Raw genomic sequence first — 13,348 nt, forward strand, 5'->3', positions numbered from 1 at the left:
GGCTGGAGCAATCCAGCCTTTTTAGAGGAAATAATTATGTCAGTTTTAACAGCAGCAGATTTTCTAAAACTTATTGATCTTGAACCATTCAAGAAGCCAAACAATGAAGCTGGTGTCTCTGTTCAGCGTGGTATTGAATTAGAAAAACTACGCCTTGCTGTAAAAGAAGGTCATGTAAATCTCCGTTTTTTCCTCAAATGGTTAAATGCATCTGCTGGTTGCCGTTTACAAGAACGATGGTTAAACAAGTTTTTCGCCGATGATCTCGGAGAAATTCCCGCACGATTTCAGCAGTCCCCCAGTAAGAGCACAGAAGAAAAGCTAAAGGAAGAAGTTGCCCGTCTCACAGCGGAACTGAGAGCGTCACAACAACAAAATCAGGTTATTGCTTCTATCGCTTCTGAGGACAATCAGAAAGCCATTTTTGCGGGTATCGTCGAACGTATCGAAGAAGAATCACAAGCTGAACTAAAAGCCTTTGCAGAGAAGGCAGCAACACGGGCAAAACAGAAAGCAATAGAGATGATGATAGCTATCTTTCCTAATTGGAAGCCATCAGATTGAACACAAGAGGCTGTGTGTATTATCATGCTTCCTTAATCATTTAAGGGTAGACAATGAAGAACGTAAATCTGATCTTACTCGGAGACAGCACACAGCCACAAGAACGCCGAATGAAAGAAGCGTTAAAGATAAGCAAGGACGTAAAACCTGCCGCTGTGTTAGATGCTGTGAAAGAGGCGTATGAAGGTACAGGCAAGAAACCTAAGCTGAACTATGCACAACTATCACGATGGAGAAAAGGTTTAACCTTCTATCGTTCCCCCCCGCCAGAAGACGCTGTAGATCAGTATTCAGATTTATTTTCCCCACTCTACCAACTCTTAGAGAATCCGGTGATTGTTGCTTCCATCGACATAACAGAATTTGAACAGAGATTGAAGATTCAGATCAAAGAACGAGAACAGAGATTGATTGAAGCAAGAAGGATTGAAGCAGAGCGTATTCTGCAAGAAGCAGAAGAAAGAGATCACAGAAAGTTTACAGAAGAATTTAATAAAATAATGGATAAGCTGAGAGAGCTTAGGAAGACCTAGTTAAAATGGGGAGCCTGTTTTCTGGTTCCCTTTTTTAATGACTAATCATTCTATTACGTTAACCCCCCCCCTCTCTATTACTCCTTCGACTATAGCCCGAGTAAAATGTGCTCGCCGCTAAATCAGGATGCTGTAACAAACCCCAACAACTTTATTCCTGTGTGCTACTGTGTACACATGAGTTTGTACTGATCACTACACCACTTACACCCTTTCTCTTGTAAGATGCTGTTTTTAACGGAGCCTGAGTATAACAATGGGTAAAAAACCTCCTTTGCCAATTCTTATCACCGGAGGTGGTCGTCGTATCGGCCTCGCCGTCGCATGGCACTTTCTGAACCAAAAACAGCCAGTTATCGTCAGCTACCGAACTCACTATCCTGCCATTGACGGCCTGCGAGAAGCGGGCGCGATTTGTATCCCGGCTGACTTTTCCACGGATGAAGGCGTACTGGCCTTTGCTGATGAGGTCAAAGCGCAGACGGATGGCTTGCGCGCCATTGTGCATAATGCCAGCGCCTGGGTCGCCGAAAAACCCGGCACACCGCTTAGCGAAGTACTGTCACGTATGATGCAGATCCACGTCAATACGCCCTACCTGCTCAACCACGCGCTGGAAGGATTGCTACGCGGTCATGGGCACGCAGCCAGCGACATCATCCATTTCACGGATTATGTTGTGGAGCGTGGCAGCGACAAGCACATTGCTTATGCTGCCAGCAAAGCGGCACTGGATAATATGACCCGTTCGTTCGCGCGCAAACTGGCACCGGAAGTGAAAGTGAACGCGATTGCCCCCTCACTTATCCTGTTTAACGAGGGCGACGATGCAGAGTATCGCCAGCAGGCACTAAACAAATCACTGATGAAAACCGCGCCTGGTGAAAAAGAGGTCATTGATTTAATTGACTATCTACTAACCAGTTGTTTTGTCACCGGACGTAGTTTTGCCCTTGATGGCGGGCGTCATCTACGTTAGTGCAGTTTGATCCAACAAAAGATCAGCAACCACGCGCTCAGGCTCCAGCACACTACTGCACCGCCGAGCGCGATGGGTAAGCGCATAAACCCGGTGAAATACCACAGTGAAACAAGGTAGACAAAATAGGGAATAATCGACCACATACTGAATACAATGGTTGTACGTAACGCCTCGATCCCACGCTCACTGGCCACGATGTAGTGGGCAATCAACGCAAACGTCGGGAACAGTGGAATTAATCCAGCAATATAGTAATTCTTTGTTTTCGCCAGCAAACCTATCAACACCACCACCAGCGCACCGAGCGCCGCTTTTATAACGAGTCCCATCACTCTGCCTTAACACATCAATAACATCAGCCTCTAGCATAACGGAAGCGTTCTTGTTTAGAAAAGATTAATGGAAGGAAAAACCGGGGCGGTGTATGTTGGCGTTTTATATTCAAAATGAATGATATGAACACCATCGTATTTGTTGAAGATGATCCCGAAGTTGGCTCACTGATTGCAGCCTATCTGGCCCGGCATGATATTGAGGTTATCCTTGAACCTCGTGGTGATTTGGCCGAGGAGAAAATCCTGCACGTTCAACCCGATCTGGTGTTATTAGATATCATGCTGCCGGGCAAAGACGGGATGACTATCTGCCGCGATTTACGCGGACGCTGGCAAGGCCCGATTGTTCTGCTCACCTCGCTGGACAGCGACATGAACCATATCCTGGCGCTGGAAATGGGCGCCTGTGACTATATCCTGAAGACAACGCCACCAGCTGTGCTGCTGGCTCGCCTGCGCCTGCACCTGCGCCAGAATGAACACTCCGCACAGTCTAAAGGCATTCAAGCGGCAACCATCACACCGCACACAACGCTGCGCTTTGGCACACTCACTATCGATCCCACCAACCGCTCCGTGCTGCTCGGCGGCGAGCAAATCTCTCTTTCCACCGCTGATTTTGAATTACTGTGGGAGTTGGCAACCCATGCCGGGCAGATTATGGACCGTGATGCGTTGCTAAAAAACCTGCGTGGCGTAAGTTATGACGGCATGGATCGCAGCGTCGATGTCGCGATTTCCCGCTTACGCAAAAAACTGCTCGATAACGCGACTGAACCCTATCGAATCAAAACGGTACGCAACAAAGGTTATCTGTTCGCACCGCACGCCTGGGACGACGCGCCGCAGAAGTAATCCAACCGGGTCGGTCACTTTGATCGGCCCTATTAATTATCTGGCGTTACACTGTCACTTAATATTATTTAACCCTATTATTGATAGCCAACTAACTAGACGTCAGTCCGTCGTATTTTTTCCAACGGTAGTTTACGGCGGAGATAATCCAGCAGCCGATAAAGACGCCAATAATCGCAAAACCGACATTCCCCATATGGTCACTCAAATTGCTGACGGTATCCCACAAACCACCCTGAAGCGAAAACGCGTCAGAGAGAAGTCCCAGCGCCTCCAGCCCGCCAATAAATAGCGCAACAATCACGGAAGTCCCGGTAATGGTCATATTGTAATAGAGCTTACGTTGCGGCTTATTAAACGCCCATCCGTAGGCCTCAACCATCAGAATACTGTCGAGACAATCAATTAACGCCATACCGCAGGTAAACAGCGCCGGGAACACGAGAATTGACCAAATCGACATGCCGCTGGACGCGCTTGAAGCAGAAATTCCCAGCAGAGAAATTTCAGTGGCGGTATCAAAACCCAGACCAAACAGAAAGCCGACAAAATACATATGCCAGTCTTTACCTACCAGCCGAAACGCTGAGCGGAAAAGCCAGTTCAGAGGGCCTGAAACTGTAATGTCTTCCGTAGTGCCATCGTAAGTACCGGTGCGTTTAAGATGGCGGAATGCCTTCCAGACCTGGCAGAAAATAATGAGATTGATGGTAGCCAGAATCAGCAAAAATACGGCAGAAACCGTAGTTCCTATCAGACCACCGACATTCTGAAACCATGCCATATGTTGCTTAAACACGCTGGTAGTTAGCGCAATGCCAATGCTGGCTAGCACCACAATGGTAGAGTGTCCCAGAGAAAACCAGGCCCCCGTTGTCAGGGCACGTTTTTTCTGCTGCATGAGTTTACGCGTCGCGCTGTCTATCGCGGCGATATGATCGGCATCAACGGCATGGCGCAAACCATAGCACCACGCAATCAGACTCAGTGCCAGTAAGGAAGTATTGTTGCTAAACGCGGTGAAAGCCCACAGCCACGCTACGATGTTTGCCCCGATGAGTAAGACCATCAACAAAAGAATATTCGGGCGTTTTTTTAATAATGAAAACAATGCGTTCATTGTTTCCGGCCTGTCAAATTTTCGCTCAACAACACACCACACCGCCGTTCATTAATTGATTAATACAACGTTTACCAGGCTAATGATAACTCTTAAGAATTACTAACCCAGTGTCGTAGATCAAAATTGATTACCACCTGAAGCAAGTTCTGCCATCGCTAGCTCCGCAATACGCAGAGGTACCGTTGCGCTGTCACCCTCTTGCAGAAACCAGACGGACGACAACCCACACCAGGCAACAATCCACATCAGTAAACGCTGCCGTTCAATTCTGGCGATTTCAGACACAATGTTGACTCGTTGCGTGAATCTTTCCGGCTCAATGGCGACAGGTCTGGTAGGTTCGGCAAGATCGGGGTTAGTAAAGATATTGGCGTAATCAAAGCCACGCTCGCCCACCAGCCCTTTGGGATCGATAGCCAGCCATCCTCTCGTTCCGAAATCAAGAATATTGCCGTGGTGTAGATCGCCATGTAATACGACCGCATCATGGGGTGAGGATAGCAGTACGTTTGCCACCGCAGCACAACGCGTCAGGATACCGCCATGCTTTTTCGCGGCAGGAGCCAGATCGCGAAACCAATGGTGCAGAGGTGTTAACGCAGGCGTAGACGCATTTCGGGAGAGATGGAGTCTACTGGCAGCATGGCAAATAATGCGACAGGCCTGCGCATCGTTGCCAGTCCAGGACATGTCCGCTAAAGACTCTGTCCCTGTCGCACGTTCCAGCAGAATCGCCCCTGCTGCATGAGCAAGTACTTTCGCTGCGCCATTTCCGTTCCACCAGACCATGAGTTCACAGCCGATCCGTTCACTGTCATCATCGGTGATCTTTAGTATGGCTTTCTGCCCGTCCTTGACCACCACCACAGGCAAAAGCTGCGATGTGTGCGTTTCAAACGGTTCACCATCTGGAGTGAGCCCCCAACGGTTGAGCCAGGTGTTGAACAGACGATTTTCCAAACAATATCCTCATTTTTCTCTGGAAGATGGTAATCAAAAGGATCCGTGTTGGCATTATTCCTGTTTTCTTTTGGTTGAGCCACAACCCTCACTTCCATCATCACTGACTTATCGGGTAGAGCACTAACAGGCACATCCTTGTGTATCTGTGTGCCATGCTGACTGTGTTCGGTATATGAGGAGGACACGATGATCACGTTATGCAAAACCTGTGGAACATCCTATGAGGTAACTGGCGCCCATCCGGAACATTGCGATATCTGCCTGGATGAACGTCAATATGTCCCCACAAGCGGGCAGAAATGGATCGATTTTGACACCCTGTGTGCATCGCATACAAATAAGTGGAAGCAACACGACAGTACCCTCCTCAGCATCCGCACCGTTCCTGATTTTGCAATTGATCAGCGCGCGTTTCTTGTGCGTACCCCAGAAGGAAATATTCTTTGGGACTGCATTGCCACGCTCGACGATGCCACAAAAACGCTAATAACGTCCCTTGGCGGCCTTAAGGCTATCGCGATTTCGCATCCTCATTACTACACCACCATGCAGGACTGGGCTGCGGAATTTAGCGCGCCGATTTACCTTCATGCCAGCGACAGAAGGTGGGTAATGCGTGACAGCCCGTGGATTAGATTCTGGGATGGCGACACCATTGAGTTAACCCGTGACGTCACGATGATACGTCTCGGCGGGCACTTTGCTGGCGGCTGCGTCCTGCACTGGGCGCGTGACGAAGGCGTGGTGCTTTCTGGCGACATCGTTCAAGTTACACCAGGTGCCCATGCAGTCTCATTTATGTGGAGCTACCCCAATATGCTACCGTTGCCAGCCGCCACCGTCAGCGACATCATCCAACGCCTGAGAACAGTGAAATTTAAGCAACTTTACGGCGCATTTGAAGGTAAAGATATTACGCAAAATGCCGATGAAATTGTGCGCCGTTCAGGTGAAAAATATATTTCCTGCCTCAAATAAACCGCAGTTTATTCACCAACCATGCTCAGGAAGGAAAAATGGATAGAACTTATAAATCATGCCCATCACAGAAACACTCACTATCACACTGATAATAAAGTAGGTTTTGAAAGGCTGCTTTTGTGTTTTATGGCGAAAGATTTGTTGACCCGCTATCGCGCCGCCCCACCCGCCCACAACGCCAAACACCAGCAATGTGGATTCCGGCACTCTGCGCCAGTCCTTGCGTGCCGCCATTTTGTCCACGCCGTATAACAGCAGCGTCAAAACGTTGGCGAGTAGAAACCATATAACAAGAGGATAAGCGGTGAAAATGCAGCCGACCGCTGCGAAAATGAGAAGCGAATAACAACAGCGATTGAGATTCATATTTTCAGTCACAGCACTTTTCAGGAAGTATCGGCACACATTATACGCAAGGTCAGTCATCCCTGCCACGGGTGAGAATATCCCTTTTATTATTATGCCTATATCCCCAAAGATAGCGCAAATTCTCTGGTCTGCGGCGTACCTAACAATTCAAACAAGAGAGCCGTTTTCATTATTCAAAACAAATGGTAATTTATTAAACCCAAATGGAGAAATTGTTCTGGAGTCACAAGGATGAGAAAATACTCATATCCATATTTGTTTTTTGTTACCGTCTCATCTCTCGGCGCAATATTTCTCTTTTACTGGTGGAAGGTAACGATATACAGAGCGACATTTCTCTACCCGCTCACATCCAAATACCTCATGCTTATTTCTCTGGCAGTGTCATTGTTAATTACCTTATTTCTGGTAGGTAATGGGATAATGAAAAAAAGTCCCTTCCAAACCTATCTGAAATTATTTGGTGGCATCAGCATTGCCATGGTGCTGTTTTCAGTGATCATGGTTATGGCGATAACCTGGTTCATTCCGGGTGTCCCCTCGTCCTATACCGCCACATACGTCTATGCTACAGGAAGTTCTAAAAGCTGTTCGGGGGCTGATGTTGACGATCCGGATCTCGGGACTAACATAAGAATTTGCTATCCCGAAGGTAACTACGAATATAACAACACCATCTACGTTGAGAAACGAAGTAACCTTTTAGGTGCGGTCGTGACATACGCCAGAACAACCCCTTCCCGATTTTGATTAACTTACAGCGTAGAAAGCAATGCGTGATCCAGCGAAAGGCCATTCCGCGCCCGTAGGAGCCATAAGAATGCAGAAAAGAGATATACAGTGTACTCTGCGTGGACAAGCACGCCGGATGGTGATCGGAGAACCTTTCTGAACCCACGCATCGGCGGATACCACTGTGCTCACTTTTCCCCTGTGGGACACGTGCACTCGCTAACTTATTGAGCGTTCGGTGATTTTTTATGAAGAAACTGTTTGTGCAGTTTTACCTCCTGCTGTTTGTCTGCTTTTTGGTGATGACCCTGTTGGTCGGTCTGGTATACAAATTCACCGCAGAACGTGCAGGCAGACAGTCGCTCGACGATTTGATGAAAAGCTCGTTGTACCTGATGCGCAGTGAACTACGCGAAATCCCGCCACGCGACTGGGGTAAGACGCTGAAGGAGATGGATTTAAACCTCTCATTTGACCTGCGCGTTGAACCGCTGAATAAGTACACACTGGATGCCCCAACCATGCAGCGTTTGCGCGAAGGCGATATTGTGGCACTTGACGATCAATACACCTTCATTCAACGCATTCCTCGCAGCCATTATGTGCTGGCCGTCGGTCCGGTTCCCTACCTCTATTTTCTCCATCAAATGCGCTTGCTGGACATCGCGCTGATGGCGTTTATTGCTATCTCACTGGCCTTCCCGGTACTGATCTGGATGCGCCCGCACTGGCAGGAAATGCTCAGACTCGAATCCGCCGCACAACGTTTTGGTGAAGGACATCTGAGTGAACGCCTTCATTTTGACAGCGGTTCCAGCTTTGAGCGCCTGGGCGTAGCGTTTAACCAAATGGCCGACAATATCAATGCGCTGATCGCCAGTAAAAAACAGCTCATCGATGGTATTGCCCATGAGCTTCGTACCCCGCTGGTACGTTTACGTTACCGGCTGGAAATGAGTGATAACCTCACCGAGCAGGAATCTCAGGCGCTGAATCGTGATATCGGCCAACTGGAAGCGTTGATCGAAGAGTTACTGACCTACGCCCGCCTGGATCGCCCGCAAAATGAACTGAAACTCAGCGTACCGGACCTGCCTGCTTGGTTGACAACCCATCTGGAGGATGTGCAAAGCGTAAATCCTGACCGTGCGGTGCAATTACGTCATCTCGAAACTGGCGACTACGGCGCGTTGGATATGCGCCTGATGGAGCGGGTCCTGGATAATTTGCTGAATAATGCCCTGCGCTATTGCCAGTCAACGGTGCAAGCCAGTCTGCTGCTGAACGGCAATCAAGCCACGCTGGTAGTGGAAGACGACGGTCCCGGTATTGCACCAGACGCTCGCGACCAGGTTTTTGAACCGTTTGTACGCCTTGACCCCAGCCGTGACCGGGCGACCGGGGGTTGTGGGCTTGGGTTAGCCATCGTCCACTCAATAGCGTTGGCTATGGGAGGGACGGTCGTCTGTGATGAAAGTGAACTTGGCGGCGCCCGGTTTACTTTCCGTTGGCCCGTCTGGCATAACATTCCTGAAATTTCGGCTGCCTGACCTATTCTGCTCGGTGGCCAGGCGGTGAATGTTGTGCTATAAAAAGTATGTTGTAACTAAAATGGTAAATCTATGGCCCGTTACGATCTCGTTGACCGCCTGAACGGCACCTTTCGCCAGATGGAACAAGAACTGGCGCTTCTGAACGAAAACCTGTTGCAGCAGACGCTGCTGATTGCCCGCGTATTCTCGTTACCGGAAGTGGTCAAAGAGGCAGAGCATGCCCCTCTGCAGAGCATTGATGTTAAGCAGCATTTAGGCAAAGAGGCTGAAGCGCTGGCACTGCGCCATTACCTTCACCTGTTTATTCAGCAGCAGTCCGAAAACCGCAGCAGCAAAGCGGCCGTCCGCCTACCGGGTGTATTGTGCTACCAGGTTGATAATGCGGGGCAATGTGCTCTGGAAGAACAAATCCAGCGTATAAACCAGTTGAAAACCACCTTCGAGCGTATTGTTACAGTAGAATCAGGGCTGGCGCCGGCAGCACGTTTCGAATGGGTGCATCGCCACCTGCCGGGGCTGATTACACTGAATGCCTATCGCACGCTCACCGTTGTCAGAGATCCTGCCACCCTGCGATTCGGCTGGGCTAACAAGCACATTATTAAAAACCTGAAACGTGATGAAGTACTGCAGCAACTGGAAAAAAGCCTGACCTCACCGCGCAGCGTACATCCCTGGACACGTGAAGAATGGCAGGCGAAGCTTGAACGCGAATATCAGGATATCGCCGCCTTACCGCAGCAGGCCCGCCTGAAAATTAAAAGGCCGGTAAAAGTGCAGCCTATTGCCCGAGTCTGGTACAAAGGAGAGCAAAAACAGGTGCAATATGCCTGCCCGACGCCACTAATTGCACTGCTTAATGACGACAACGGTATGACCGTACCGGATATCGGCGAGTTACAGAATTACGATGCCGATAACGTTCAGCATCGCTTTAAACCTCAGGCGCAGCCGTTGAGATTGATTATTCCCCGGCTGCACCTTTACGTTGCGGATTAACTGCCTGGCCGCATGCTGCCAACCATCAGCTCCGGACGTACCCAGTTGTCGAACTCCGCTTCGGTTAGATATCCCAGCGCCAGAGCGGAGGCTTTTAGCGTCAGCCCTTCTTTATGCGCTTTTTTGGCAATTTCAGCCGCTTTATCGTAACCGATATGGGTGTTGAGCGCGGTCACCAGCATCAGCGACTCATTGAGCAGTTGATCTATTCGTTCACGGTTGGGCTCGATTCCCGTCGCGCAATGTTCATTGAAGCTTTCCATACCGTCCGCCAGCAGGCGTACCGACTGCAGGAAGTTGTGGATGACCATCGGTCGATAGACGTTGAGCTCAAAGTTACCTGACGCCCCGCCCATATTGATGGCGACATCATTACCCATCACCTGGCAGCACAACATGGTCAGCGCTTCACACTGGGTAGGATTGACTTTACCCGGCATGATCGAGCTGCCCGGTTCATTTTCCGGAATTGAAATTTCGCCAATACCACAGCGCGGGCCAGATGCCAGCCAGCGTACATCGTTGGCGATTTTCATCAGCGACGCTGTCAGCCCTTTTAGCGCTCCGTGGGCATGAACCAGGGCATCGCAGGTGGCCAGCGCTTCAAATTTATTCGGAGCGGTAACGAACGGCGCGCAGGTAATGACCCGCAATTCATCCGCGACCCGGCGGGCGTATTCGGGATGAGTGTTCAGTCCGGTACCTACCGCGGTTCCCCCCAACGCCAGTTCTGCCACATGCGGTAAACTGTTTTCAATGTGTCTGAGGTTATGTTCAAGCATTGCTACCCAGCCGGAAATCTCCTGGCCAAGCGTAAGTGGAGTTGCATCTTGCAGATGTGTACGACCAATTTTAACGATATCGGCGAAAGCGTGGGACTTATCACTGAGCGTTTTGGTCAACACATTTAATTGTGGGATCAAAGATTTACGCAGCGCCAGCAGTGCGGCAACGTGCATTGCGGTCGGGAAGACATCGTTCGAGCTTTGACTTTTATTGACATCATCGTTGGGGTGTACTTTTCGCTCCATCCCCCGCACGCCGCCCAGCAATTCGCTGGCCCGGTTTGCCAGCACCTCGTTCATGTTCATATTGCTTTGCGTGCCTGAGCCGGTTTGCCAGATGGCCAGCGGAAACTCATCGCGGTGTTTATCTGCCAACACCTCATCTGCAGCCTGCATAATAGCCCTGGCTTTATCCTCCGCCAGCAGCCCCAGATCCTGGTTAACCTTTGCCGCGGCGCGTTTCGTCAGCGCCAGCGCATGGATCAGCGAGACCGGCATTTTCTCCGTAGAGATACGAAAATGCTCCAGCGAACGTTGGGTTTGCGCGCCCCAAAGCTTATCGGCAGGAACATCAATCGCCCCCATTGAATCATTCTCGCGGCGTACCGTTACCATTACCTGCTCCTTACATTAACAGTTGATTAGGTTATGTTTCGACATTGCCCATTTGCATTGGTCTTATGAGTATTAACGAGGATAAAGCTGTCGTTTGGTGGTTCGTGCGGTAAAAAAAACCGCCCCGAAGGGCGGCTGACGTTACTTAACGCAGCGTGCGCACTGCGACGTCTGAATTTGCTTGAAGAAATCGTTGCCTTTGTCATCTACCAGGATAAATGCCGGGAAATCTTCTACTTCAATTTTCCAGATGGCTTCCATCCCGAGTTCCGGGTATTCCACGCACTCCAGGCTCTTGATACTGCCCTGAGCCAGCACCGCGGCGGGGCCGCCAATACTGCCCAAATAGAAGCCGCCATGTTTATGGCAAGCATCGGTCACCTGCTGGCTGCGATTGCCTTTCGCCAGCATAATCATGCTCCCACCAGCGGCCTGAAGCTGGTCAACATACGAGTCCATACGTCCGGCAGTGGTTGGCCCCAGCGAACCAGAGGCATAGCCTTCCGGCGTTTTTGCCGGACCTGCGTAATAGATCGGGTGATCTTTAACATACTGCGGCAAACTTTCGCCGTTATCCAGACGTTCTTTCAGTTTCGCATGCGCAATATCACGGCCAACGATAATTGTACCGTTGAGCGACAGACGCGTGGAAACCGGATACTGGGAAAGCTGAGCCAGAATCTCTTTCATCGGACGATTGAGGTCAACGCGCACCGCTTCGCCCTCTCCCGCCTGGCGCAGCTCTTCCGGTATAAATTTGCCAGGATTATGTTCCAGTTTTTCGATCCAGATACCTTCACGGTTGATCTTGGCTTTGATATTTCGATCGGCTGAGCAAGAAACGCCCATTCCAACCGGACACGACGCGCCGTGACGCGGCAGGCGGATCACGCGGATATCATGCGCGAAGTACTTCCCGCCAAACTGCGCGCCAAGCCCCAAATTCTGCGCCTCAATCAGCAGCTCTTTTTCCAGCTCTACATCGCGGAATGCCTGACCATGTTCGTTACCTTCTGTCGGCAATTCGTCGTAGTATTTTGCAGAAGCCAGTTTGACCGTTTTCAGCGTGGCTTCTGCCGATGTTCCACCGATTACGAACGCGATGTGATACGGCGGACAGGCCGCAGTGCCCAACGTACGCATTTTCTCAACCAGGTAATTTTTTAATTTGCCCGGCGTTAACAGCGCTTTGGTTTCCTGGTACAGATAGGTTTTGTTCGCCGAACCACCACCTTTGGCAATACACAGGAATTTGTATTCATCTCCGTCGACGGTATACAAATCGATTTGTGCTGGCAGGTTGGTACCGGTGTTCACCTCTTTATACATATCCAGCGCTGCGTTTTGTGAATAGCGCAGGTTGTCTTCGATGTAGGTGTTATAGACGCCTCGTGCCAGCGCCTCCTCATCGCCCCCACCGGTCCAGACACGCTGACCTTTTTTACCCACGATAATCGCAGTTCCGGTGTCCTGACAGGTCGGCAAAATGCCTTTTGCCGCGATGTCAGAGTTACGCAGGAATTGCAGGGCCACATATTTGTCGTTTTCGCTGGCCTCCGGATCGCGCAGAATATCAGCTACCTGCTGTTGATGTGCGGGACGCAGCATAAACGACGCATCATGAAAGGCCTGACGAGCCAGCAGGGTTAAGGCTTGCGGTGCAACTTTAACAATCTCCTGCCCTTCAAATTCGGCAACAGAGACATAGTCGCTGGTCAGCAGATAGTATTCGGTATCATCCTTTTTGAGGGGGAAAGGATGCTGATAATGAAAGGGTTTGTTTGACATTGTGCTCTCACTTACTGCTCGGTCTGGTTATTCTCTGGGCAGATGTTCCATTGCCCTGCTTCCCTGCCGCAGATCCGGTTGTAGAAGGAAGAGCTTTCTGCAACCGGAATTACTCAGGGTATTAAAAGCGAGTCACCATATCCTACACATTTTTTTAACAAAAACTGAGAC

At 50.0% G+C, this 13,348-nt stretch carries 14 protein-coding genes; 8 read left to right on the forward strand and 6 right to left on the reverse strand.

Going from position 1 to position 13,348, the window contains the following annotated elements; translation table 11 throughout:
• Positions 1–36: 36 nt before the first annotated feature.
• The 3 genes from OGX96_RS18315 to folM all read left to right on the forward strand — a co-directional run bounded on the left by OGX96_RS18315 (position 37) and on the right by folM (position 2,076).
• Positions 37–564 carry a hypothetical protein gene (locus OGX96_RS18315; RefSeq protein WP_048214242.1) on the forward strand — a complete coding sequence of 176 codons (528 nt, stop codon included), beginning with the start codon at positions 37–39 and terminating at the stop codon, positions 562–564.
• 53 nt (positions 565–617) lie between these two features.
• Positions 618–1,097, forward strand: coding sequence for a hypothetical protein (locus OGX96_RS18320; RefSeq protein ID WP_003832848.1), 480 nt, complete (start codon positions 618–620; stop codon positions 1,095–1,097).
• 256 nt (positions 1,098–1,353) lie between these two features.
• The gene (gene folM / locus OGX96_RS18325) at positions 1,354–2,076 is read left to right on the forward strand and encodes a dihydromonapterin reductase (RefSeq protein WP_048214244.1); all 723 of its coding nucleotides are present in this window, start codon (positions 1,354–1,356) and stop codon (positions 2,074–2,076) included.
• Here folM and OGX96_RS18330 read toward each other — a convergent pair.
• Positions 2,073–2,408, reverse strand: a complete 336-nt coding sequence (locus OGX96_RS18330) for a GlpM family protein (protein WP_008784705.1) — start codon at positions 2,406–2,408, stop codon at positions 2,073–2,075. The two genes, folM and OGX96_RS18330, sit on opposite strands and share 4 nt — an antisense overlap.
• Before the next feature lie 117 nt (positions 2,409–2,525).
• On the opposite strand from OGX96_RS18330, the gene rstA reads away from it, so the two are divergent.
• Complete coding sequence (gene rstA, locus OGX96_RS18335; RefSeq protein ID WP_103285166.1) at positions 2,526–3,269, forward strand: two-component system response regulator RstA; 744 nt, start codon at positions 2,526–2,528, stop codon at positions 3,267–3,269.
• A gap of 91 nt (positions 3,270–3,360) precedes the next feature.
• Here the strand turns inward: rstA and OGX96_RS18340 are convergent, their stop codons facing one another.
• Positions 3,361–4,389, reverse strand: a complete 1,029-nt coding sequence (locus OGX96_RS18340; protein ID WP_048235425.1) for a HoxN/HupN/NixA family nickel/cobalt transporter — start codon at positions 4,387–4,389, stop codon at positions 3,361–3,363.
• Positions 4,390–4,509: 120 nt separating this feature from the next.
• Positions 4,510–5,352 carry an aminoglycoside phosphotransferase family protein gene (locus OGX96_RS18345; RefSeq protein WP_286583839.1) on the reverse strand — a complete coding sequence of 281 codons (843 nt, stop codon included), beginning with the start codon at positions 5,350–5,352 and terminating at the stop codon, positions 4,510–4,512.
• 189 nt (positions 5,353–5,541) lie between these two features.
• Between OGX96_RS18345 and OGX96_RS18350 the strand changes: the two genes are divergently transcribed.
• Positions 5,542–6,333, forward strand: a complete 792-nt coding sequence (locus OGX96_RS18350; RefSeq protein ID WP_079933995.1) for an MBL fold metallo-hydrolase — start codon at positions 5,542–5,544, stop codon at positions 6,331–6,333.
• A 12-nt stretch (positions 6,334–6,345) separates the two neighbouring features.
• Here the strand turns inward: OGX96_RS18350 and OGX96_RS18355 are convergent, their stop codons facing one another.
• Positions 6,346–6,702 carry a DUF1294 domain-containing protein gene (locus tag OGX96_RS18355; RefSeq protein ID WP_057068958.1) on the reverse strand — a complete coding sequence of 119 codons (357 nt, stop codon included), beginning with the start codon at positions 6,700–6,702 and terminating at the stop codon, positions 6,346–6,348.
• 234 nt (positions 6,703–6,936) lie between these two features.
• On the opposite strand from OGX96_RS18355, the gene OGX96_RS22625 reads away from it, so the two are divergent.
• The 3 genes from OGX96_RS22625 (at position 6,937) to tus (ending at position 9,989) form a co-directional block, all read left to right on the forward strand.
• Positions 6,937–7,455, forward strand: coding sequence for a hypothetical protein (locus OGX96_RS22625; protein ID WP_103014909.1), 519 nt, complete (start codon positions 6,937–6,939; stop codon positions 7,453–7,455).
• 230 nt (positions 7,456–7,685) lie between these two features.
• A complete protein-coding gene (gene rstB / locus OGX96_RS18365; protein ID WP_286583841.1) occupies positions 7,686–8,987 on the forward strand; it encodes a two-component system sensor histidine kinase RstB in 1,302 nt (433 codons plus the stop codon).
• Between the two features lie 72 nt (positions 8,988–9,059).
• Positions 9,060–9,989, forward strand: coding sequence for a DNA replication terminus site-binding protein (tus, locus tag OGX96_RS18370; protein WP_286583842.1), 930 nt, complete (start codon positions 9,060–9,062; stop codon positions 9,987–9,989).
• On the opposite strand, the gene fumC is transcribed toward tus, so the two are convergent.
• Together fumC and fumB are read right to left on the reverse strand one after the other, a co-directional pair.
• On the reverse strand, positions 9,986–11,389 hold the full coding sequence (gene fumC / locus OGX96_RS18375; protein WP_286583845.1) for a class II fumarate hydratase: 1,404 nt from the start codon (positions 11,387–11,389) through the stop codon (positions 9,986–9,988). The genes tus and fumC overlap by 4 nt on opposite strands.
• A gap of 141 nt (positions 11,390–11,530) precedes the next feature.
• Complete coding sequence (fumB, locus tag OGX96_RS18380) at positions 11,531–13,177, reverse strand: class I fumarate hydratase (RefSeq protein ID WP_003832822.1); 1,647 nt, start codon at positions 13,175–13,177, stop codon at positions 11,531–11,533.
• Positions 13,178–13,348: the final 171 nt, after the last annotated feature.

It is taken from the genome of Citrobacter sp. Cpo100, assembly GCF_030332595.1.
Classification (GTDB): Bacteria; Pseudomonadota; Gammaproteobacteria; order Enterobacterales; family Enterobacteriaceae; genus Citrobacter; species Citrobacter portucalensis.

Bases quoted from the DNA above. Each gene is read 5' to 3' on its own strand.
- folM (WP_048214244.1), top strand. From the start codon at position 1,354: ATGGGTAAAAAACCTCCTTTGCCAATTCTTATCACCGGAGGTGGTCGT.
- OGX96_RS18330 (WP_008784705.1), bottom strand. From the start codon at position 2,408: ATGGGACTCGTTATAAAAGCGGCGCTCGGTGCGCTGGTGGTGGTGTTG.
- tus (WP_286583842.1), top strand. From the start codon at position 9,060: ATGGCCCGTTACGATCTCGTTGACCGCCTGAACGGCACCTTTCGCCAG.
- OGX96_RS18340 (WP_048235425.1), bottom strand. From the start codon at position 4,389: ATGAACGCATTGTTTTCATTATTAAAAAAACGCCCGAATATTCTTTTG.
- fumB (WP_003832822.1), bottom strand. From the start codon at position 13,177: ATGTCAAACAAACCCTTTCATTATCAGCATCCTTTCCCCCTCAAAAAG.
- OGX96_RS18320 (WP_003832848.1), top strand. From the start codon at position 618: ATGAAGAACGTAAATCTGATCTTACTCGGAGACAGCACACAGCCACAA.
- rstB (WP_286583841.1), top strand. From the start codon at position 7,686: ATGAAGAAACTGTTTGTGCAGTTTTACCTCCTGCTGTTTGTCTGCTTT.
- fumC (WP_286583845.1), bottom strand. From the start codon at position 11,389: ATGGTAACGGTACGCCGCGAGAATGATTCAATGGGGGCGATTGATGTT.
- OGX96_RS18350 (WP_079933995.1), top strand. From the start codon at position 5,542: ATGATCACGTTATGCAAAACCTGTGGAACATCCTATGAGGTAACTGGC.
- OGX96_RS18355 (WP_057068958.1), bottom strand. From the start codon at position 6,702: ATGAATCTCAATCGCTGTTGTTATTCGCTTCTCATTTTCGCAGCGGTC.
- rstA (WP_103285166.1), top strand. From the start codon at position 2,526: ATGAATGATATGAACACCATCGTATTTGTTGAAGATGATCCCGAAGTT.
- OGX96_RS18315 (WP_048214242.1), top strand. From the start codon at position 37: ATGTCAGTTTTAACAGCAGCAGATTTTCTAAAACTTATTGATCTTGAA.
- OGX96_RS22625 (WP_103014909.1), top strand. From the start codon at position 6,937: ATGAGAAAATACTCATATCCATATTTGTTTTTTGTTACCGTCTCATCT.